General features: G+C 47.3%; 11 protein-coding genes. 8 read left to right on the top strand and 3 right to left on the bottom strand.

All coding sequences use genetic code 11. The annotated features are described in order from the left end of the window. Nucleotides 1-570 precede the first annotated feature (570 nt). The 4 genes from QUA57_RS07670 to QUA57_RS07655 all read left to right on the top strand — a co-directional run bounded on the left by QUA57_RS07670 (nt 571) and on the right by QUA57_RS07655 (nt 12,222). Nucleotides 571-8,808, top strand: a complete 8,238-nt coding sequence (locus tag QUA57_RS07670) for a PAS domain S-box protein (protein ID WP_333060181.1) — start codon at nt 571-573, stop codon at nt 8,806-8,808. A gap of 9 nt (nt 8,809-8,817) precedes the next feature. Then, the gene (locus QUA57_RS07665; RefSeq protein WP_333060182.1) at nt 8,818-9,894 is read left to right on the top strand and encodes a hybrid sensor histidine kinase/response regulator; all 1,077 of its coding nucleotides are present in this window, start codon (nt 8,818-8,820) and stop codon (nt 9,892-9,894) included. Nucleotides 9,895-9,951: 57 nt separating this feature from the next. Continuing rightward, the gene (locus QUA57_RS07660; RefSeq protein ID WP_333060183.1) at nt 9,952-11,085 is read left to right on the top strand and encodes a hybrid sensor histidine kinase/response regulator; all 1,134 of its coding nucleotides are present in this window, start codon (nt 9,952-9,954) and stop codon (nt 11,083-11,085) included. 204 nt (nt 11,086-11,289) lie between these two features. Then, nucleotides 11,290-12,222, top strand: coding sequence for an IS4 family transposase (locus QUA57_RS07655; protein WP_333060184.1), 933 nt, complete (start codon nt 11,290-11,292; stop codon nt 12,220-12,222). Nucleotides 12,223-12,867: 645 nt separating this feature from the next. On the opposite strand, the gene QUA57_RS07650 is transcribed toward QUA57_RS07655, so the two are convergent. Next, nucleotides 12,868-14,073, bottom strand: coding sequence for a transposase (locus QUA57_RS07650; RefSeq protein ID WP_333060185.1), 1,206 nt, complete (start codon nt 14,071-14,073; stop codon nt 12,868-12,870). 131 nt (nt 14,074-14,204) lie between these two features. On the opposite strand from QUA57_RS07650, the gene QUA57_RS07645 reads away from it, so the two are divergent. Then, nucleotides 14,205-15,848, top strand: a complete 1,644-nt coding sequence (locus QUA57_RS07645) for a GTP-binding protein (protein ID WP_333060186.1) — start codon at nt 14,205-14,207, stop codon at nt 15,846-15,848. Between the two features lie 242 nt (nt 15,849-16,090). After that, on the top strand, nt 16,091-17,020 hold the full coding sequence (locus QUA57_RS07640; protein WP_333035784.1) for a phosphoribulokinase: 930 nt from the start codon (nt 16,091-16,093) through the stop codon (nt 17,018-17,020). Between the two features lie 117 nt (nt 17,021-17,137). On the opposite strand, the gene QUA57_RS07635 is transcribed toward QUA57_RS07640, so the two are convergent. Then, on the bottom strand, nt 17,138-17,650 hold the full coding sequence (locus QUA57_RS07635; protein WP_333035783.1) for an ARC6/PARC6 family protein: 513 nt from the start codon (nt 17,648-17,650) through the stop codon (nt 17,138-17,140). A gap of 154 nt (nt 17,651-17,804) precedes the next feature. Continuing rightward, a complete protein-coding gene (locus QUA57_RS07630; RefSeq protein WP_333060187.1) occupies nt 17,805-18,011 on the bottom strand; it encodes a hypothetical protein in 207 nt (68 codons plus the stop codon). Nucleotides 18,012-18,121: 110 nt separating this feature from the next. On the opposite strand from QUA57_RS07630, the gene QUA57_RS07625 reads away from it, so the two are divergent. Together QUA57_RS07625 and QUA57_RS07620 are read left to right on the top strand one after the other, a co-directional pair. Further along, entirely contained in the window at nt 18,122-19,102 is a 981-nt protein-coding gene (locus QUA57_RS07625) for an ABC transporter ATP-binding protein (protein ID WP_333060188.1), read from the top strand. A 589-nt stretch (nt 19,103-19,691) separates the two neighbouring features. Then, nucleotides 19,692-23,621, top strand: coding sequence for a S8 family serine peptidase (locus QUA57_RS07620; protein ID WP_333060189.1), 3,930 nt, complete (start codon nt 19,692-19,694; stop codon nt 23,619-23,621). Nucleotides 23,622-23,684 lie beyond the last annotated feature (63 nt).

Genomic DNA, 23,684 nt, shown 5'->3' with positions numbered 1-23,684 from the left:
ATCCGGTTTAATCTAGCTCTCTCAAGCCTTATACTTTTCAATTAATTCGCTTAGGAAATACCCTAGTTTGTGTTCATTGCTTAATCCCACTACACGAGATATTGCTGGTAGTGTTTTACGCTTAATATCAGAAAATCCCCACATGAAAGTAATTAAACGCCTCACAACTTCTCACTTCGGGGCATAGTGTTCTGTATGCTCTGTATAATTCACAGTAATCGTCAATCATCAACAAATTTTATCGTTACGACAGGTTCTCCGAGCTTCAACATAGTCGTAAAGGGTTTACGGCACTTGCTATTTTTATTATCTCAACAAAGTGATTAAAAAGCGGTACTTCCTCTTTTTATTATCTTATGAAAATGATGAAAAAGCATTATTTTAGAGTGGCATAAATTCCCTAACTCATTTCATGCAGAAGCGAACTGTAAGTAAATATAATATTTAGAGAAGGTCGGGCAGCTAAGTAACTCTTATCGTTACTAGGGCTGACCCCAGGCTACGCTATCAGCTCATGTGTTTAAGGCGAAGTGTTTAAAAAAATAATCAGCAATAAAACCCTATAAACTCATGTTCATGCGTACTACGGATCTCACTCCCATAAAGATCGGGACTGCGATCGTCCGGGAACCCTTGGTGGTTTCGCCCGATACGACGGTGATGGATGCGATCGCCCAAATGAGCGGCGTGCGATCGCTCTGCAACACCCCTAGAACGGCGGATGGTCAACTCGACGACCTCCACCTAGAGGCGCGATCGAGCTGCGTGTTGGTAGTGGAAAACGAGCAATTGGTCGGCGTAGTGACCGAGCGAGATGTGGTGCGGCTGAGTGCCCAACAGCGTTCCTTGGAAAATGTGGCGCTCCGGGAGGTGATGGCACACCCCGTCGTCACCCTCCGCGAGTCCGCCTTCACCGATTTATTTTTTGCGATTAACCTGCTCCAGCAGCACCAGATTCGCCATTTGCCCATCCTGGACGATCTCGATCGCCTAGTGGGCATAGTGACTCACGAAAGTCTGCGCCAAACCTCTCGACCGATCGACCTGCTGCGGTTGCGTATGGTAGCAGAAGTGATGACCCGCCAAGTGATTTGTGCTGCGCCAGATTCTTCCCTACTGGCGATCGCTCAACTTATGGCAGAGCATCGCGTCAGTTCCGTGATGATCGTGCACCCAGGCGGAATCTCTACTGAACCGCTACAAATTCCAGTGGGGATTCTCACCGAGCGGGATATTGTGCAATTTCAGACATTGGGCTTGCACCTCGAAACCTTTCTGGCTCAGGCGGTAATGAGTACGCCGATTTTTGCCGTTAGACCCGACGATTCGCTCTGGACTGTGCAGGAGATAGTGGAGCAGCGATCGATCCGTCGGTTGGCGGTGACGGGGGAGCTAGGAGAACTATTAGGCATCGTCACCCAGACCAGTTTGCTGCAAGCCCTCAACCCGCTGGAGCTATACAAACTGGTCCAGAAGTGGGAACAGAAGGTGGTGCGCCTAGAAGCGGAAAAGGTGGCGCTGCTGGCAAATCGCAACCTTGAGCTCGAGCAGCAGGTGGAAGCTCGGACAGCCGCCCTCAAAGCAAAGGCCGATCGAGAGCAACTTCTCAATACCATTGCCGAGCAGATCCGCTCGTCCCTGAATTTGTCAGATATTCTGCATACTACGGTGCAGGAAATTCACTCGCTTCTGGGATGCGATCGCGTCATCATTTACCAGTTTCGACCTGACTTTAGCGGCACCGTGATTGCGGAAGCGATTACCGACACTGGGCGATCGGTGCTCCATAGGGAAGCCCGCGATCCTTGCAGGAACCCAGAATGGCTTGAACCCTATCGCCAGGGCAGAATTCGCATCATCAACGACATCTACGGCGAAGCAATGACCCAGTGCCATCAGGAAATGTTAGTGGGGTTTGATATTCGCGCCAAGCTGATGGTGCCGATCGTGATTGAGGAACAACTGCGCGGATTAATGATCGCCAGTTATCGAGCCACCGCGCACTCTTGGACGACTGACGAGATCGAACTGCTGCGACAAGTTTGTCTACAGGTGGCGATCGCCCTTGGGCAAGCCACGATCCAGCAAAAATTGCAGAATGAACTGATCAAGCGACAGCGGATCGAAGCCACCCTGATCGAGAGCGAACAACGCTACGCCGCCCTTGCCGCTGCTGCTCCGGTGGGGATTTTTCGCACCGATGCGGAGGGACTATGCACCTATGTCAACGATCGCTACTTTCAGATCAGCGGACTCAGACCAGGAGCCACGATCGCACAGGGATGGCAACAAGGAGTGCACCCCGACGATCGCGATTGCGTCATTGCCCAATGGGAGCAATTCATCCAAGGTAACGACTCTTTTGAACTCGAATATCGCTTTCAACGTCCCGACGGTACGGTAACGTGGGTTTATGGGCAGGGCGTCGCCGAACTCGATGCCAATGGACATCGGAGCGGCTATATAGGCACCATTACCGACATTAGCGATCGCAAACGAACAGAAGCCTTCCTGCAAGAGAGCGAAGAACGCTACGTCAGCCTAGTGGAAGCCGTACCAGTGGGGATTTTCCGCGCCGATGCTGCGGGCAAGTGCATCTATGTTAACGATTGGTGGTGTCTGATCAGCGGACTCACCCCAACAACCGCCATCGGGGAAGGATGGCAACAAGGGCTACACCCCGACGATCGCGATTGGGTCATCGCCGAATGGGAGCAATCTCTCCAAGAAAAGGGCCCTTTCCAACTCGAATATCGCTTTCAACATCCCGACGGTGCTGTGGTTTGGGTATATGGGCAGTCCGTTCCCGAACTGGATGCAGACGGGCAAGTTGTCGGGTATATAGGAACTACTACAGACATTAGCGATCGCAAACAAGCCGAACAACAACTCCAGGAACTCAACCAACAGCTAGAAACCAAAGTCGCAGAACGCACCCAAGAGCTTTGGCAAGTCAACAGCCTGCAACGCGCCATCCTCAATGGTACTGATTACTCCATCATCTCCACTGACCCAACTGGAATCATCCAGACCTTTAATGCTGGAGCCGAAAGGATGCTGGGTTACAGTGCTCGAGAAATCATCGGCAAAGTCTCCCCCGCACTCTTCCACGATGCAAATGAGGTAATTGACCGGGCAGCATCACTATCTGCCGAACTAGGGCAAAATATTCCCCCCGGCTTTGAGGTTCTTGTTGCCAAAGCACGCCAAGGTATTGTCAGCGAAGAAGAGTGGAGCTATATCCGCAAAGATGGTTGTCGATTTCCTATGTCGCTATCCATCAGCACCCTCAAGGATGTCAATCAGCAAATTATCGGCTTTTTAGGCATCGCCCAAGATATTAGCGATCGCAAACGTGCAGAAGTGGAACTAAAGAAAGTATCGGATCGCCTCGCTTTGTCTCTCAAATCAGGAGCGATAGGCTGTTGGGACTTCGATATTGTACAGAACACCATCTTTTGGGATGAGCGGATGTACGAACTGTACGGTGTCACAAAACAATCTGATTCCCCTCCGCCTTACGACATTTGGGCAAACCGGCTACATCCCGAAGACCGCACCGCCACCGAAACCTTGCTCCAGCAAGCCGTCTTAGGACAGGCAGAATTTAATACCGAGTTTCGAGTGTTGCATCCCGATGGCAGCCTCCACTTTATTAAAACCTTTGGTATGGTTCTGCGAGATGCCCAAGGCAATCCCCAGAGCATGATTGGGGTCAACTTGGATATTAGCAGACGCAAGCAGGCTGAACTCCAACGACAGCAGTTAATTCAAGAATTATCAGCCTTTAAACAGGCCTTGGATCAGTCTGCCATTGTGGTCATCACCGATCGCGAAGGGGTGATATCCTACGTCAACGATCGCTTCTGTGTAGTCTCTGGCTACTCCCGCGATGAACTGATCGGACACAGCCATCGCATAGTCAACTCTGGCTATCATCCCCCTGCTTTCTTCCAAGAGTTGTGGCGCACCATTAACAGCAGTCAGATTTGGCGCGGTGAAATTTGCAATCGGGCAAAAAACGGCAGCCTGTACTGGGTTGCCACCACCATCGTCCCCTTTGTGGACGAACAAGGGCGACCTTTTCAGTATCTAGCCATTCGCTTCGACATTACCGATCGCAAGTTGGCCGAAGCAACGCTTCAACAGGAAAATACTTTCCGTCAACAAATTGTAGAAAACATGGCAGAAGGGCTGTGCGTTTTCCATCAAGTTGAGGAGTTTCCCTTTGTCCGCTTCACAGTCTGGAATCAGCAAATGCAAGTGATTACGGGTTACACCTTAGAAGAAATTAACCGTCTGGGGTATCAAAGCTTGTACCCGAATCTAGAAGATCGAGAACAGGCGATCGCCAACTGTAGACAGATGCACCCGATCGCAGTGCAAAGGGAAATCCAGCGTCAAGATGGACAGCGGCGCACTGTCTCCATTTCCACCTCTGTCCTATCGGGTGATGATGGACATCTCTATTCGCTGGCTTTGATCCAAGACATTACCGATCGCCAACAGACAGAGCGAGAAAATCGCCTGTTGAAAGAACGCCTCGAATTTCTTCTGGCATCCAGTCCCGCGATGATCTATAGCTGTAAACCCTATCGCGACTATGACTCAACCTTCATCAGCAAAAATATCGAGGCCATTTTGGGCTACAAGCCAAAACAAGTTGTATCGACCCCCAGCTTCTGGATTAACCATCTTCACCCAGAAGATGCCCCTAGAGTTTTGGCAGATCTATCGGCTCTCTTTGAGTACAATACTTATCAGCATGAATATCGATTTTTGCATCGCGATGGTTACTACGTTTGGATACGGGATGCAATGCGCCTGGTGCGAGATGAACAAGGTCGCCCAACCGAGATTGTTGGTTATTTTGCCGATATTAGCGATGTCAAACAAACCGAAGAAACCCTAAAAATACAACTGGCGGCAATTGAGGCGGCGATCGACGGCATTGCGATTATCCAAGGAGATACCTACCTCTATTTGAATCAAGCCCATCTAGAACTGTTTGGCTACGAACATCCCCAAGAACTGCTGGGCAAAACCTGGCAACTTTTGTATTCCCAACAGGAGTTAGAACGGTTTGAGCGGGAAGTCTTTCCGGTGCTGGCGCGCGATCGCGCTTGGGAGGGAGAGGCGATCGGCACCCGCAAAGATGGCTCTACCTTTGCCGAAGGGCTGTCCCTCACCCTCACAGACGATGGATTATTGATTTGTGTATGTCGCGATATGAGCGATCGCAAACAGATCGAAGCCGAATTAGCAGAGAGTGAAGCTAAATTCCGGCGGCTGGTAGAAGAGGCTAATGATTTGATCTGGTCATGTGAACCCGATGGCATACTCACTTATGTGTCACCCCAATTCAAGACCATGTTTGGCTGGGATGAGAGTGCATGGATTGGTAAGTCGTTTATATATCTGGTGCATCCAGACGATCGCCCTTTGGTGGTTACTGGTTATCGGGAGAATCTCAAATTTGGTAAAAAGTCAAGTGATTATGAGTTCCGACACCGCCACCGAGATGGCAATTATGTCTGGGTGAGAAGCAGCGCCACACCCGTTATAAATGCTGAAGGGGAATTGATTAGCGTCCAGGGAATTTTATCGGATATCAGCGAGCGCAAAGAAGCTGAAATCGCAAGGGAAAGCAGTGAAATGCGCTTCCGCCGGGTGTTTGATTCCTGTGTGAGCGGCATGATGTTTGCCGATTTTCAGGGGAACATTACCGAGGCCAACGATCGCTTCTTACAGATGGTTGGCTACACTCGGGAGGAACTAAATGCTGGGATGATTCATTGGCATGACATGACCCCCCCCGAATATCTCCCCGCTGATTTTTTAGCGCTCGAGCGCCTGACACAGGAGGGCGAGATCGAGTCCTTGGAAAAGGAATACTACCGTAAGGATGGCAGCCGGATTTCTGTCCTGCTCGGAGCCGCACTTCTTCCAGGCTCAGAGGATCAAACTATTTGTGTATTAGTAGACATCAGCGATCGCAAACAGGCGCAGAAAGCTTTGCAGGAATCTCAGCAGTTTCTGCAAACGGTACTCGATACCATCCCGCTCGCCGTGTTTTGGAAGAATCGAGAGTCGGTTTTTTTAGGATGCAATCAGCAGTTTGCCAAAACTCTAGGCTTGCCATCTACGACCGAAAGTATAGGTAAAAGAGATTTAGATATTTGCCAGGAAGAAGTCGAGGCGAACGAGTATTGTGCGATGGATCGGCGGTTAATGGAAACGGGTGAACCTATATTAGGGATCGAAGAAACGCTAACCCTACCCAATGGTAAACAAATATTTCTCGAAACCCACAAGGCTCCCCTGCGAGACTGCTCAGATAATGTTATTGGTCTGGTAGGCACGTTTCAGGATATCACCGATCGCAAAGAAGCCGAACAGAGATTGCAACAACAAGCAAAACAGGAACGTTTGCTGGGAGCGATTACTAAACGGATGCGATCGTCTCTGCATCTGGACGAGATTCTCAATAGCACTGTTGAGGAAATCCATCAGGTATTGCAATCAGACCGAACGCTGGTTTATCGGGTTTTTCCAGAAGGAACCGGGGCTGCCATTGCTGAATCTGTTTCGCCAAATAGGCTTAAGCTCCTGGATATTCTCTTCCCAGAAGAGGTTTTCCCCGAAGAGAACTACGAGCGCTATATCCAAGGAAGAGTTTATGCCCTCAACGATACCGAAGATGAAAACGAATCAATCGTACCTTGCTTGGTCGAATTCCTCGCAGACATCGAGGTCAGAGCCAAACTCGTAGTTCCAATTATTCAGAATCAAACCCTCTGGGGGTTGCTGATTGTTCATCAATGCGATCGTCCGCGCCAATGGCAAGACTGGGAAATCAATTTACTTAAACAAATTGCTAACCAATTAGCGATCGCAATTCAGCAATCTTACCTCTACGAACAGGTACAATCAGAATTGGCTATCCGCAAGCAAACAGAAAATGCGATCGCTTTACAACTGCAACGGCAGCGAACTTTGGGAGAAATCGCCCAGCAAATTCGCGAATCGTTGGATATTAACCAAATTTTGGCGACTGTGACACAGCAAGTCAAAGAAATCTTGCAAGGCGATCGCATCATCGTGTTCCGGGTATTTGGGGATGGCAGAAGTCAAATTGTTGAAGAAGCTGTGTCTAGCGAGTTCCCCGCGCTCAAAGACCATCACTGGGAGGACGAACTGTGGTCGCCAGAAATCCTCAACCGGTACTGGCAGGGCAAGCCCCGCATCGTCCCCGATGTAATGACCGATATCTGGACTGATTGCTTGGTGGAATACGCAAGCGTTGGTCAAATCCAGTCCAAAATCGTTGCACCTATCCTGCAAGAAGTCCGAAACAGCGAAAGCCATAGATGGGTTGCCCCTGGGCAAACCAAGAAGCTGTGGGGGGTTTTAGTCGTCCATGCCTGTCGAGAACAACGAGTATGGCAAGAGTCTGAAGCGCAACTCCTGCAACAAATTGCCAACCAGTTGGCGATCGCAATTCAACAAGCTAGCCTATTTGAGCAGTTGCAGCAAGAACTCACCGAACGACAACAAGCCCAGCAGCAACTCACCGAGCGCAACCAACAACTGGGAGCCTCTAACGAAGAACTGGCCCGTGCTACCCGTCTCAAAGACGAATTCCTCGCCAACATGAGCCACGAACTCCGCACCCCCCTTAATGCCATTCTGGGCATGAGCGAGGGGCTACAAGAGCAAGTATTTGGCACCGTCAACGAACAACAAATCAAAGCTTTACAAACCATCGAGCGGAGTAGCTCTCACTTGCTAGAGTTAATCAACGACATTTTGGATGTCGCCAAAATTGAATCGGGTCAAATGGAACTCGATTGCACGCCAGTTTCAATCAATCATCTCTGTCAATCCAGTCTGGCATTTATCAAACAACAAGCCCTGCAAAAACGCATCCAGCTAGAGATTCAAATGCCACTCAATCTGCCCGACTTATTGATTGATGAACGGCGGATGCGCCAAGTCTTGATCAACCTGCTCAACAACGCTGTCAAATTCACTCCTAACGGAGGACGCATTACCCTAGAAGTCAGCGGTCACCAGCGCCCTGCCGACCCAGATTCTGCCGATTCCCCACCCCATTTTTTGGTCAAAGAGACTCTGCGAATTGCAGTCATGGATACAGGTATTGGTATTGCCCCAGAACATATCAACAAACTGTTTCAGCCCTTTATCCAAATCGATGGCGCCCTGAATCGTCAATATACAGGCACTGGCTTGGGGCTTGCCTTGGTGAAACGCATTGTCGAACTCCACGGCGGGCAGGTGGGGCTCACCAGCACAGTGGGTGTAGGAAGTTGCTTCACGATCGAGCTTCCCTGCACTGGTTGTGCGCCCTCCTCTGTTGACCTGGAATCCCAAACAGAGTCCCGCATCGAACCCAGCCAGCCCGAACAGCAGGGAGGTTCTCCCTTAATCTTGCTGGCAGAAGACAACGAAGCCAATATCAGTACGGTTTCGAGTTACCTGAGAGCTAAAGGCTATCGCATTCTCTTGGCTAAGAATGGAGAGGAGGCGATCGCCCTGGCAAAGTCTGAAAACCCCAATCTAATTTTGATGGACATTCAAATGCCTGGTATGGATGGTCTAGAAGCTATGCAGCAGATCCGCTGCGATCCAAACTTAGTTGATCTGCCGATCGTTGCCCTAACTGCCTTAGCCATGACGGGCGATCGCGATCGTTGTCTTGCCGCCGGAGCCAATGATTACCTCACCAAACCCGTCAAGCTGAAGCAATTGGCAAGCACTATTCAACAACTTTTAGCTTCTAAGTAAAGATAACCCGTGAACAGACCATCCGTTTTAATCATTGACGACGATCCCAATAATTTTGATGTAATTGAAACCCTCTTGAGCGACCAAGACTATCAATTGCATTACGCTGCCAGCGGGCAAGAAGCGATCGCATCCCTCGACATATTTGAGCCTGATATTATTTTGCTGGATGTGATGATGCCCGGAATAGATGGCATCGAAGTTTGTCGGCAAATCAAAGCCATGCCAAAATGGCAAGCCGTTCCAATCATTATGGTGACAGCATTAAACTCAAAATCTGACCTGGCCCATTGTCTGACTGCCGGCGCTGACGACTTCATTAGTAAACCTGTAAATGCTATGGAACTGCGTGCCAGAGTTCACTGTATGCTGCGAATTAAGCACCAGTATGACGACCTGCAAAGCTTACTCAAATTGCGGGAAGATATGGTTAAAATGGTAGTCCACGATTTACGCAATCCCCTGGCTGGTATCTTGCTTGGCTTGGAACTCCTACAAAGCGTAGAGTATCCTAGAGAAAAACAACAAACACAACTGGCTCGCCTTTACTCTTCAGCACAAGCAATACAGCTATTAATTGATGATTTATTGCAAATTGCTTTACTAGAATCCGGTAAAAATCGTCTCAATTACACAGAGGTTTATCTGTGCGATCTCGTAAAGTCTGCCCTATCAAACTTTGAAGCTATCGCTGCTAAAAAAAATCAGTTGCTGGTCGCTCAATTACCAGAAAAAACCAGTAGGAAAGTCTGGGTTGATGCCACCATGATACATCGAACCCTGGATAATCTCCTCTCGAATGCCATTAAGTTTTCCCCACCCAATAGTCAAATCATAGTGAATGTAGAATTCCTCACATCTGGCAATGCCAAAATCCAGGTTATAGACTTGGGACCCGGTGTTCCTGATACATTGCGGCACAAGATTTTTGAGAAATACGAGATTGGAAATTTGATGTCGGATATCTCTCAAATAGGCTTGGGTTTAGCTTTCTGTAAAATGGTCGTTGAGGCACATGGGGGCGACATTTGTGTAAGAAGTAACCAACCACAAGGTGCCATTTTTGAAATCACTTTGGCAGCCTAGCTGATGGCTAGCACATCAACTAATAAAACTTTTTACATTATTGAAAGGGTGAAAATTATGTCTCAATTCTCTCTCTTAATTGTGGATGATGAGCCGGATAACTTTGATGTGATTGAAACCCTGTTATCAGAGCAGGATTATCAATTGCATTACGCTGCCAGCGGGCAAGAAGCGATCGCATCCCTCGACCTATTTGATCCAGATATTATTTTGCTGGATGTGATGATGCCGGGAATAGACGGCATCGAGATTTGTCGGCAAATCAAAGCCATGTCAAAATGGCAAGCCGTTCCCATCATTATGGTGACAGCATTAAGCTCAAAATCAGACCTTGCCAACTGTCTAGCTGCCGGAGCAGACGACTTCATCAGTAAACCTGTAAATGCTATTGAACTGCGTGCTCGCGTGCATTCAATGCTCAGAATCAAGCAACAGTATGATAATATCCAGAACTTATACCACATCCAAGAAAATACAATCAATCTCTTGGAAAGCACCCTCAATGAGCTGCGTGGCAACTTAGCTTCTACTCTATCCCACGAACTGAATACGCCCCTCAATGGCATCTTAGGCACGATCGCGTGGCTCAAGGACGAGCTCGAAGACATGGAGATCGCCCAAATCCGTGAGATATTAGGCTGGGCACATGACTCTGCCCGTCGCCTAGAAACATTAACGAAAAAATTCCTGATTTATTTAGGATTAGAACTATCGGCAAGTCAACAGCACAAGATCGAATCTGCGCGGACTGAATTTTCAGCTTCCGCCATTGAAACCGAGTTGAAATACCAGGCTCAGAAGGTCAACCGTAGCAACGATCTGTTGTTCAGTCTTGAGGAAGCGGAGATCGCTCTCTCAGAGCGATATCTATCAACGATGCTCCGTGAATTAATTGATAATGCACTGAAATTCTCCGCACCAGAGACAACCATTAAAGTTAGCAGTCAAGTCGTAGGGGAGATGCTGCATTTATCTGTACAAGACTCGGGGCAGGGCATGACAGAAGAGCAAATTGCTAAAATAGGTGCCTTCATGCAGTTTGAACGCAAGAAGTATGAGCAACAGGGTACTGGTATCGGCTTAAAAATTGTCCAGAAAATTGTCGAACTAGCAGGAGGAGAGTTCTCAATTACCAGTATCTATCAAAAGGAAACAACGGTACATCTCACTCTGCCGATTGTCCGCAATTAGCATGAGTTTTTCTATCAAGTCCGGTGGCATCGTTATGGAGAATGAGAAGGAATAAGTTTGCTTTGTATGGAAGTGGCAACACATCAAAAAAGACTGGGGGGGTGACAACCCGCCCCAAACCCAGAGAGCGTAAAGATTTAACCCACTTGTGCTAAAAAAAGATAGGCTGCCGAATTCTTACAAGCTAGCCTAGCTCAAAAATTAATGTTACCAACATTCTATCAGACCCACTTACAAAAACAACTGACATCAGCTCAGTTTATTTTACTCACAATCTTACTCTCCTTGATAAAATCAGAGAAACAAGTGAGATTAGAGAGGCTTGCCCGAGTATTTCCCTACCCAATTACTACCGAAAGTCGCCGTCGCAAATTGCAAAGATTTTTGGACTTACCTCAATTAACGATCACACTAATGTGGTTCCCTTTGGTCGCTTACTGGTTAACAACTTATTGCTCTGTGGGACAAACCCTATCAGTGGCGATCGATCGGACTCAATGGGGCTGTATCAATCTGTTTACGATCGGCCTAATCTGGCAGAAAAGAGCCATCCCCTTATACTGGTGTTTGTTACCCAAATTAGGAAGCAGTAACTTACAAGAACAAACCCTCGCTCTCGAACAAGTGTTACCCTTGTTTAAGGAATATAAACTTATCGTTTTGGGCGACCGTGAATTTTGTTCAGTAGACTTAGGAAACTGGCTCACAGCAATGGGTGTATCTTTTTGTTTAAGGCTGAAAAAGAATCATTGTATTGAAACAGAAAAATTAATCTGGCAACGCTTAGACCAATTAGGAGTAGTACCCGGAACTTCGTTGTACTTTCAAGGAGTGAGGGTAAGGAAAACTCAACCAGTAGCAGGATTTGATATCGCCTGTAAATGGAAACGCAACTATCGAGGATTAAAAGTAAAAGACGCCTGGTTTATTCTCACAGATTTGGGTTCATTGCCAGTAGCGTTCTCCGCTTATAAAGAGCGAATGGGAATTGAAGAAATGTTCCGAGATTGCAAGACAGGAGGTTATAATCTCGAAGGGAGTAGTTTAAGGGGAGACCGACTGATTAAGATGATTCTGTTAATGGCTATCGCCTATAATTCAGCGATATTTCAAGGCATTAAAATTCAGAAAAAGTAGGTACAAAAATATGTATCTCGCCGCTCTGAACCGAGGAAAAAATACCGTAGACGGAGTACATTTGGCGTTGGTAAGGATGGAGAACAGTGGGTTGATTATCTCGATAGGCATTCATTAGAAATTCAACAGTTAATGAAGTTAACTCGAAATAAACGTCGCTTTTATCAACAGGGTATACGGGCTGCAACCCTTATTGTGTCTATCTCCTAAACCTCTTTGTCACCCCCCCAGCAAAAAAGATGAACTAGCAAGGGAAATATTTGACTCCGAATTAGAGCTTGCTTCTGCGCTAATTCATGGAATAGAAGCTAAAGAAAAAACCGCAGACAAACTTACACAACCTATTAAATTTAACTCGAATCACCCTACTTAATCTTTTGTTACATACTGGTAGCGAATTTTCCCACCGACTGACTAAGCTCTCGTGCAAGCTACAATTGCAGACTCGGGCGCGATCGCACTCCATCTGCACCCGCTACCGCTAAAACCCCGCAAATCGCGCCCGCAGTGCGACAGAATCGGGATTTGCGGGTTCGCGCAGTACGATCTGACGCTTCGCCATTTTAGATTTTAGATTTTAGATTAGCAATGACTGATGACTATCGGCTTGACATCCTCCCCGGCCGTACCGCAGGATTCCAAGAATCACTTCTTGGGCTTCCTCTTTCCACGACTCGACTTACATTGAGGAGTTGCCTCACCAATGCAGAGGTCGATGTCTTCAGAGGCGTTTAACGTTCCCGTGTGCCCCACGGTACGGAGTGCTAACTCAAGTATGTTAATTGCTGCATTCCAGTCTCGGTCTATTACAAAACCACAATGGTGACAGCGATGTGTTCTTTGACTCAAAGACTTCTTGATGACTTCCCCACAGTTGGAACAGTATTGAGAAGTGTAGTGCGGTGCTACGGCAACCGTTACCACACCAAACACCTTGCCAAAATATTCTAACCATTGACGGAAAGCCGACCACGCAGCATCAGATATAGACTTTGACAGTTGTCTGTTTCTAACCATGTTACGCACCTGCAAGTCCTCATAGGCAACCAAGTCGTTAGACTGGATGACGCATCTTGCTAACTTCACGGCAAAATCTTTACGCTGCCTACTTACCTTGAGGTGCTTTCGACTCAGGCGATTTCTCGCTTTGACTCTGTTTTTCGACCCTTTGGTCGTGCGAGAAAGTTTACGACTAAGACGCTTTATCGCTTTCTCGGACTTTCTCAGATGACGGGGGTTCTCGATTGTCTGACCGTCCGAATCGGTGTAGAAGTGAGTCAATCCAACATCCAGTCCAACAGTCTTACCCGTTGGCTTTCTCTTCTCTACCCGTTCTTGGTCAAGGCAAAACTGAACGTAGTACCCATCAGCTCTACGAACAACACGCACTCGCTTAATCTGCTTCAACTGGTAGAAGTGAAGGTCACGAGTTCCCCACATCTTGAAGCTTCCGGCTTCAAACCCATCAGTGAAGGTGATAGTTCGTCTATCGAACGACAACTTCCAGCCCGTTGTTTTATATTCAACAGAGCCATGTGTTTGATGCTTCTTAAAGCGTGGGAAGCCTTTCTTCCCTGGCTTGCTTTTTTTGCAGTTGTCATAAAACCGAGCGATAGAACTCCAAGCCCGCGAAGCCGAAGCTTGTCGAGCTTGGGAGTTAAGTTTGCCAGCGAACGGGAACTTTTTGGCGAGAACAGCGCAATAGGCGCTCAACTCATACTTGGCAATCCCCAAGTTGTCCAACCAGTATCTAAGGCAGCTATTGCGGACAAAGCGAGCAGTACGAATGGCTTCATCGAGCCGCTCGTACTGCTGTGCAAGTCCCTCTAGTTTTGCCTCAAAAACAAGCATACTTACGCTGACATAACTAGCGTAAGTATACCACCGTTAAAGAAAGCCGTCCTAGAAGGGCGGGGCTTTAAACCCATTATTTTTGGTAATGTAAAAATCAAAGCATAACCCTTTTATTTGCCACTCCCCTCATGCCTTTGCCGCGCCTGTTAACCTTAATTGCTGCTTTCTGCCTCGCCCTGGGGCTGATTATTGGGCTGGTGAGTTCCTTAACAGGGCTTTACAGTCAAGTTGCGTGGTCTGCTTCTCCGCTGCTGGCTAATTTGTTGATTTTCCTGATAATTGTACTTTTGGGAACCCTAATTTTTGCGCTGGTTTACTATTTTAGGCTGCTGCAACGCCCTCAGAAAGTTAAGGGAAAACGGCCGATTACTCCGAAGGTTCCTGTTGTCAAAAGTGAAGCAGCTTCGGAAAATCTCAAAGCAATCAGGCAGCAAGTCGATCGCATTCAAGATGAAGTAGCGCGGCAAGCTTTGCTGTTAAGAGCCCGCGAAATTGAAGCTAGCATGGCTCGCGGCAGCGTTCGAGTAGTTGTTTTCGGCACAGGTTCTGCGGGCAAAACTTCCGCTGTGAATGCGCTGGTGGGGCGGATGGCTGGACAGGTGGGCGCGCCGATGGGAACTACCGAAGTTGGGGAAACTTACACTCTGAAATTGAAAGGAATCGATCGAGAATTAGCAATTACTGATACCCCAGGCATCTTGGAAGCGGGAGTTGCCGGGACTTACAGAGAAGAATTGGCGAGGCAGTTGGCAGCGAGGGCAGATTTGATCTTATTTGTTTTGGACGGCGATTTGCGAAAATCCGAGTACGAACCGCTGCGGACTTTGGCGGAAATTGGCAAAAGGTCGATCGTGGTTTTTAATAAAGTTGACCTTTATCCCGACACCGACAGAGATGAAATTCTCGATCGACTGCGGCAGCGAGTCAAAGGTTTTGTAGCAGCAATGGATGTAGTAGCCATTAGCGCCAATCCGCAAAAAGTTGTACTAGAAGACGGCACTATTTTTCAGCCAGACCCGGATATTATGCCATTAATTCGGCGCGTCGCTGCGATTTTGCGAGCTGAAGGCGAAGACTTAATTGCGGACAATATTTTGCTGCAATCTCAGCACTTGGGCGACCAAGCGCGCAAGTTAATTGACGCTCAAAGGCGGCGGCAAGCTGATAAAGCAGTAGAGCGATTTCAGTGGATCGGAGCCGGAGTAATTGCTGTCACGCCTTTGCCAGTTGTGGATTTGTTAGCGACAGCAGCAGTTAACGCTCAAATGGTAGTAGAAATTGCCAAGATTTACGGCTGCGAATTAAATATCGATCGCGCGAAAGAATTGGCATTGTCTCTTGCAAAAACCCTAGCAAGTTTGGGAATAGTTGAAGGCGTAATTCAAGTAGTGTCAAGGGCGCTGCAGTTAAGCGTAGCCGGGTTTGTACTGGGCAAAGCAATTCAAGCAGTCAGTGCGGCATATTTAACCAGAATTGCCGGTAAAAGTTTTATTGAATATTTCCGCCATGACCAAGATTGGGGCGACGGCGGCATTGCCGAAGTCGTGCAAAGGCAGTTTCAGTTAAATAGGAAAGACGAGTTTGTAAAAGCATTTGTCAAAGATGCGATCGCCCGCGTTGTCGAACCTCTAAATATTTATCAGCAGGAATCGGAACCAGAATTAGAAATGTCAGCGGAATTGGAACCCGAAATAGAACCCGAACCCTTGTATCAGCCACCCCAACAAGACGATTGGGAAACTTACAGCAACAAACGTAACGATGAATGGTAATGGGGCATTGGCCAAACAGGGAATTGGCCAAACAGGGAAGTGAGAATTGGGTAATTACGATCGTTCAATGAGATGTTCCCTGAGTATGCTTTGTTGAATTTTATTAAGAAATTTTACAATAATTTTACACATAGGGGAGACTCTGGGGGAAGCAAGTCAAACCTAGCGATCGGATCGAACACAATTTTGATAAGATTTAAGATTGACAACAAAATTTGCTATTGTGCGTCCGGGTAAAAACAATGAGCGATCGACCAATTATTCTCGGTATTGTCGGAGACAGCGCAGCGGGCAAAACCACCCTGACGCGGGGAATTGCCCAAGTATTAGGGCCAGAAAATGTCACTGTGATTTGCACTGACGACTATCATCGCTACGACAGAAAGCAGCGGGCCGAAATCGGAATCACAGCATTGCATCCCGACTGCAATCACCTCGACATCATGCAGCAGCACCTCAGCCTGCTGCGTACCGGACAAGCAATTCTCAAACCCATCTATAACCACACCACAGGTACATTCGACCCACCGGAATACATCAAGCCCAGCAAATTTGTAATAGTTGAAGGTTTGCTGGGTTACGCAACCCGAACCATCCGCGATTCTTACGACGTAAAAGTGTATCTTGCTCCTCCCGAAGAATTGCGAAGTCAGTGGAAAGTTAAGCGCGATGTCATGAAGCGCGGTTATACTGAAGAACAGGTGCTTGCAGAAATAAAAAAACGGGAACCGGACTCTGAAGACTTCATTCGTCCTCAGCGCAAATCGGCAGATGTTGTAGTTAGTTTTTACCCGCCAGAAGCGGACAATGAATCGAATTTGAGCGTCCGTTTAGTGCTCAGACCGACAATTCCTCACCCTGATTTTACTGAAATTTTAGGTCGAGGCAGCGATAGTTTTCAACCTGCAATTCGCTTGGGACTCGATCGGGATATGGGCAAACCTGTTGACGTTTTGGAAGTAGACTCCCATGCTACCAGTGAGCAAGTAAACGAACTAGAAAAGATTTTGTGCAGCGAGTTGCCACACCTGCGGGGATTTTGTTCCGCCCAAGGCAACCCGGAAATTGGCAAACTGATCGGCACAACTGGTGAAGTTTTGCAAAGTTACCCGCTAGCTTTGACGCAGTTGCTAGTTGCATATCACATGATGAAAGCAATTCATGTGTATTAGTTAGTTCTTATTAGTGAGTTGTTATTTGTGATTTGTTTATGGGTCTTTGGTCATTAGTTCCACTCACCATTAGCAATTACTAATTATAATTAGTAACAAATAACAACTAACCCATGACTAATGGCTAATAATTTGAGAGTCGGCAATTTTCCAGATGCCATCCCAATACTCTAAAGTATAGCGAACTAGCTTAGTATTGAAACTGCTACTATCGACTTTGCCATTTCGGTAAACTGTGGCATCTTCGGTGACTCTGACTTCAATAGTGGCTTTGTTCCCAGATGCTGCAAAGCGTTCGACGGATTCAACTTTTTGGACACCGTATCTGTACTGAGAATTACTGTTTGTCAGATAGTCTATCCCTTTGACTGTATCGGCATACAAAATACCTGTAGTCATTTTAGCCAGCAATTGGCGATCGAATGGAGGAGCAAATATTGTCTGCTTTGCCTCCAGCCACTTGCTAATTAAATCTGAAGCTTGTCCGAGAGTAATATTCAGAGCTTGACTAATATGATCTTTGCAGTAATGTGTTGCAATCCGTTGTCGGGTACAAGTAATATTTTCCGCTTTCGCCGGCGGAGTCAACCACAAAGGAGTTAAGATAGCGATTAGAATTATCGGTTTCATATCTAAAATCCTCCATCATGCTAAATTGACTTTATTTAGCCAAAATATAGGTGAGAATTATTAGCCGATTATCTCAACCTATCGTTAGTTGAGCGGTAATTTTGTCTACATCATGTGCTGGGGAAATTTCGGAATTTTAATTGTATTAATTTTCTCACGATTGAGAATAAATCCTGGGTGCTCGCAAAGTCGGGTTAGCAGTGCCTAATGGCTGAAATTGCATGGAGACGGGCAACTGACTTGGAGGTGCGGGCAGCATTTCGCCTCGGAAGTCGAGGAGGGTGACGAGCAGCAGGTAGGCAACTGCTAAAATTATAGAAATCACGCCGGTGATAATAGCAACAATTTTTGAACGATCCATATTCAGCAAGTTTTAACTACAGCTAATATTAGTTTAACATTAAAAATAGCAATTATTACTTAACTTATGCAATAGAATATAATCAGGTGCTAGTTATTTCTGTGACCAAAATGGAACCTCTTGTAGATGCGCCAAATCCCATCGAGATGCCCAGAGCTACCCCAGTGGTGGAAACATTTAATCTGGGGAAGTTCTACCGTACCGGCTTCTGGATGAATGAAAAAATTGAATCGCTCAAAAATTGCACTCTGACTGTCTCTGAGGGGGAAACTTTCGGGCTGTTAGGGCAAAATGGAGCGGGGAAAACTACGCTGTTGAAAACTTTGCTGGGTATAGTGCGCCCCACTTCTGGCAGGGCGCTGCTGTTGGGGAAGCCTTTGGGCGATCGCACTGTGAAGCAGCGAGTCGGCTACTTGCCAGAAAATCCCTATTTTTACGATTATCTCACGGGCTGGGAATTCTTGCAATTTGCGGCGGGCTTGTTTGAAATTCCCCCCTCAATTCAGCGACAGCGAATTCCGAATTTGCTAGACTTAGTTGGGCTATCTCAATCGGCAGCAATTAAAAAACAGTTGCGCCAGTATTCTAAGGGAATGCTGCAACGGATCGGCATGGCTCAAGCTTTGATTAACAATCCAGATGTGGTATTTTTGGATGAGCCGATGTCGGGTTTAGATCCGATGGGACGCTATCAGATGCGGGAGATAATTTTATCTCTGAAAAATCAAGGAAAAACAATTTTTTTTAATTCGCATATATTGTCTGATGTGGAGAAGATTTGCGATCGAGTGGCAATTTTGGCGAAGGGTGAGTTAATTTGCATTGGTGCGATCGACGAAATCCTAGGTAATACTGAAACTTACCGGGTTGAAGGTAGGGGCGGCCACTTGAATATCCTGAAAAAATGGATACCGGATATGGAAGTTGATAATGATTTGTGGTACGGTCATTTGCAGGGCGATCCGAAGGAGTTTCTTTCTAGTCTGAGCGGTACGGGAGGGCAGCTAATTGGGATGAATTTGGCTAAGCCTAGTTTGGAAGAGTTTTTTATGCAGCAACTGCAAGAAAGAGGGATTTATTCTAGTGGTTGAAGTCCCTAAAATCGGCTCCTGAAACTCGGCGGTTAAAACCCGGCGGTTGAAAGCACTACTACAAAAATGAAGCCGCTCTCTTAGAGACTAAGAAAACGGGATATTCCGCCCGTTCCACAACACATCAAGCAGGACTTACGCGCCATATCCAGATGTATGGAGTCTTCATCAGCGGGGGGATTGCCCTACAACACCCTATATTTAGAGGCTGTGCGTAAGTCCTGTCTCATTGACTGACATCTAAATTCGCCAAGCTAGTAATCGTTCAGATTGCTTGTCACCTTTGCACACATAAAGTATCCTCAACAGATAGAAGGTAGTAACGAGCTTTCTTTCAAAAAATCTTTAACCCAAACTAATACTATATCCTGCCTACAAAGTAATGTCTGTAAAGTTTGCTTGCAGCGAAAAAAGTAAGACTTAATTCCGAGAGATAGGTAGCAGCTTACAATCGTAGATTTTGGAATGGGCGGATATCTGTGTTGTGGGGAGAGACCGGATCTGGGAAGCAGCCCAGATGTATTGAAACTAGATCGCTCAATTATGCCGACTGATTAAAATACAAGTAAGTTTGTGGGCAGGGTGCAAAATGTCTAACATTCAACTCGGCAGTCTTAACGATAACTATTTCAATATCGATTTCGTTGGTAAGCTCGATTCCACAGACATTTATCGTTTCAATCGTCCTGCTGCAGGCAGTTTCCAAGTCTTGGCTGAAGGTTTTAGCGGCGGTCTGAAAATGGAACTGCTCGACAGCCAAGGAAAGCCGATCGAAACTATTTCAACTAGCGGCAAAAATCCCGGAACTCTCAGTACCGATAATTTGGGCGCAGGAGACTATACTCTCAAAGTTTCTCCCATCTCCTCCGACACAACCTATCAGATTAGTCTGGCGGCAAATGACAAAGTTGACCCACTCACAGGTTTGAAGGTTGACTCCGGTTTTTTTACGTCCGATCCTGCCGGTGAAGTAGGCTTTGATTTCCTGTATGATGGCGGCGGATTTAAAGGACAATTAGCCATATTTAGTTTGCAGGGTATGGAGAAATTTACTCCAGGCTCTGAGGAGTTTATCAAGGAAGCTGCAAAAAGGGCTCTGAGTAATTCGGTGTTGGGTCACGTCGTGATTTCTGATATTACAGAAGGAACAGATCCTCAATTCAGGGGTACTTTAGGGAAGGTAAATCTGAACACCGGGCCCTACAAAGGTGTGAAGAAGTTTGCGATGACTCCTGGAGAAGCATTTGCTGTGATGCTGGTGCCGGATGGCACGGTTAAAGAAGTATTTGATAAACCGGATATTGGCGGCGATAATCGTCCGCTGTTTTCGCTATCTAGCAGTGACGCGGATGATGCTTGGCTGTTGGGTCAGGTGGCAGATATTACTGGCGATGGTAAGACATTCGCGATCGAGGATCGATCAATTACTCCGAAGTCAGATTACGACTACGAGGATGTGATTTTCCGTTTGACGGGTGCGACAGGCAAAGCGGTCGAGGTGAAAGAAGTTATCGCTCCGGCTAAGGATTGGACTAAATCTGAAGGCGGTAAGAAATTGATCGATTATGTCACCTCAAAACTGCCTGATGAGCGCAAACCGCCTGCGGATACAGAACCGCCTCCACCCACACCAACACCTGCACCTGCACCTGCGCCAACACCTGCACCTGCGCCAACACCTGCACCTGCGCCAACACCTGCGGAGCCAACACCGCCTGTAGCCCCACTGCCACCTGCGGAGCCAACACCGCCTGTAGCCTCACCCCCACCTGCGGAGCCAACACCGCCTGTAGCCTCACCCCCACCTGCGGAGCCAACGCCACCTGCGGAGCCAACGCCACCTGCGGAGGCAAAACCGCCTGTGGCTCCACCGCCACCTGCGGAGCCAACGCCACCTGCGGAGGCAAAACCGCCTGTGGCTCCACCGCCACCTGTAGAGCCAACACCTCCTGTAGAGCCAACACCGCCTGTAGAGCCAACACCGCCTGTAGCCCCAACGCCACCTGTAGAGCCAACACCTCCTGTAAAGCCAACACCGCCTGTAGAGCCAACACCGCCTGTTGATGATACCCAGGTACCGGCTGAAACTCAACCGCCCGCTGAGCCGGAACCGCCTGTGCCACCAGAGAAGCCCAGCCTGCCTTTGATTGGGATTATCGATAGTGGGTTTGCTGCGAACAATCCGGATCTTGACTACTCTAAAGTGACACTGGGGCGCGATCGCATTGACAATGACAACAATCCTTTAGTGTCGTCTGACGCAGAAAACGAACACGGCACGGCTGTTTGGAGTTTGATTGGCGCTCGCGCAGGTAATAATATTGGCATTGACGGTATTAACGATCGCGCTCCTGTTTGGCTGGGACGCGCCAGCGGTTCCGGGCAGTGGGACTTGTCGCTGACAGATTTTGTGCATGAAGCCAAGGCACAAGGGCAGCAGAATTCTATTGTCAACCTCAGCCTAGACTTAACTCAAGTTAACGGCGAGGGCAACGTGACGACGCGCTACGAGTTGACGCCCAGAGAGCGGGCGGCTTTAGAATATGCTCGTCAGAATGGAGTGCTGCTGGTGGTTGCTGCTGGCAACGATGGCGGTGTGATGTCGGTTTTGGGTCAAGCTTCCCAGGAGTTTGACAATATTATGACTGTTGGGGCGTTTGACGGAGTGCGCCGATCGTCCTATTCGAGTTACGGCTATGGTTTGGATGCTGTAGTTGCCGAGGGGGACAACGATCTAGATGCGCTTACGGGAACTTCTTTTGCAGCAGCGAAAGCGACTGGGATGGCGTCTGTTGTGTGGGAAAGCAATCCTAAATTGAGCGATCGCCAAGTAATTGATCTTCTCAAACAAAGTGCGATCGATGTCAATTTACCGGGTTGGGATCGGAAAACAGGTTTTGGATTGTTGAATTTAGATAAAGCCGTGCAGTTAGCGAAGGAAACTGCACCGCAATCGAGCACTCGCGCAGAATTCGCAACACCTGAAACTTGGGGTTACGAAGGGCTCGTGAAGCCAATGGAACGAGCTACTGCCGATCGATTTAACGGCAAATCTTATGAGTGGCAACCTTACACGATTCAAGCCGGAGATAGTCTCAGCGAAATTGCCAGAGAAACAATGGGCAGCGCTGCTCCCGATTACTACAAATTCATTGCCAAACACAACAACATTTCTAATCCCAACGTAATTTCTGAAGGTCAAAAAATAGAGGTTCCTGTAGAAGTAGCGGCATCTGATGGCGGTGACAATTCGATCGAAAAGCCAGAGCAACAGTCACCTAATTCAACCTCTATCAACGGTCACAATATTGCTGGCAAATTCTATCCGGTTTACGACAAGTATCAAAGTACGATCGGCAAACCTACTTCAGATGTTACCAACTATTCAGGTAATGTCAGCTATCAACTATTTGAGCGTGGCTCGATCGTCAGCAGTTCCAAAGGAACTTTTCCAATTTACGGTGCGATCCGCCAAGAATACTTGAAAACAGGCGGATTGGATGGTAGGTTGGGAGTTCCCAAGAGCGGAGAGATCGATCGGGGTAACGGTAACAAGATTCAATACTTTGAGAACGGTCACATTTACTGGAATGGCAACAAGGCGACTGCTTACCAAGAGCCTGGTAAACCATCCAATCCTGGCGACAGCAAGCCGGGAGAAAATAGCAACAGCGGCAACACTGAAGGCGGTACAAAACCTGAAAAACCGCGAACTATTCCCAATGGCTTCGAGACTTTGCCTAGTGCAATAGGTATTGATTTTTATCGCAGAGGCTCTGACTACGTACAAGTTGTAGATCTAAGCAAAGGAGCCTCCGTCAAGTTCCTTCATGGAGAAATTACTGAGCAGGGCAACAGTCCTGAGTTTAAGACTCAAACTATTGATGAGGCATGGTCGGATTTTTCAAGAGCAAATTCGCGGGCTTTCTCTGTTACCAACGGTCAATACTTCGATCAAGGACCTTTGGATACTGTGAACAATTTTTGGTTTGGAGGCTGGTTCTGGGATACCAGCGCTCAAGTTATTCACCCTCTAAAAATTGATGGGCAAAGAGCAAGCACTGGTGCTAAAACCCAAGAGGAAGCAGACAGTCTACTCATGTTAGAGTTGTTCTCCGATCGGGCAACTATCAAAGACTACAATAGTAACACTTTCGATTCATCTTCAGCCAAAAATATTCTGGTCAGCTACGATCCTATAGAGTATGGAGCATCACGGAATACGGAACAGGGAAGAACATTCATCGGTGTTGGCGATCTTCATGATTCTGATGGGATTAATGAGAGTGTTTTACTGTTTACTTCTGACAAATCCACTCAAAATAATGCTGGTGATACTCTCAAAAATTTTGGAGCTAATAAAGTAATGATGCTAGATGGTTCGGGTTCGTCTAAATTAAATGTGAAGGGAGAAACTCTTTTGGAAGGAGACAGCAGAAAGATACCACAAACAATAGGTGTAGTAGGTGGGGTATTCGGTCCGTATTTGCCTCCGAAACCTGGATTAATGGGTATTTGAAATTATGCGATCGCTTCTAGTCGATTGCCTCAAACTCACGTTTCGATCGTTGATGCGTAGGGG

This window comes from Microcoleus sp. Pol7_B2, from assembly GCF_036701035.1.
Lineage (GTDB): Bacteria > Cyanobacteriota > Cyanobacteriia > Cyanobacteriales > Microcoleaceae > Microcoleus.
Note: the sequence above shows the minus strand (reverse complement) of the source record. Positions and strands in the feature narration are given on the sequence as shown.

Excerpts from the sequence above, each read along its gene's own strand:
- QUA57_RS07670 (WP_333060181.1), top strand. The coding sequence starts at position 571 with ATGTTCATGCGTACTACGGATCTCACTCCCATAAAGATCGGGACTGCG.
- QUA57_RS07660 (WP_333060183.1), top strand. The coding sequence starts at position 9,952 with ATGTCTCAATTCTCTCTCTTAATTGTGGATGATGAGCCGGATAACTTT.
- QUA57_RS07655 (WP_333060184.1), top strand. The coding sequence starts at position 11,290 with ATGTTACCAACATTCTATCAGACCCACTTACAAAAACAACTGACATCA.
- QUA57_RS07650 (WP_333060185.1), bottom strand. The coding sequence starts at position 14,073 with ATGCTTGTTTTTGAGGCAAAACTAGAGGGACTTGCACAGCAGTACGAG.
- QUA57_RS07645 (WP_333060186.1), top strand. The coding sequence starts at position 14,205 with ATGCCTTTGCCGCGCCTGTTAACCTTAATTGCTGCTTTCTGCCTCGCC.
- QUA57_RS07640 (WP_333035784.1), top strand. The coding sequence starts at position 16,091 with ATGAGCGATCGACCAATTATTCTCGGTATTGTCGGAGACAGCGCAGCG.
- QUA57_RS07635 (WP_333035783.1), bottom strand. The coding sequence starts at position 17,650 with ATGAAACCGATAATTCTAATCGCTATCTTAACTCCTTTGTGGTTGACT.
- QUA57_RS07630 (WP_333060187.1), bottom strand. The coding sequence starts at position 18,011 with ATGGATCGTTCAAAAATTGTTGCTATTATCACCGGCGTGATTTCTATA.
- QUA57_RS07625 (WP_333060188.1), top strand. The coding sequence starts at position 18,122 with ATGGAACCTCTTGTAGATGCGCCAAATCCCATCGAGATGCCCAGAGCT.
- QUA57_RS07620 (WP_333060189.1), top strand. The coding sequence starts at position 19,692 with ATGTCTAACATTCAACTCGGCAGTCTTAACGATAACTATTTCAATATC.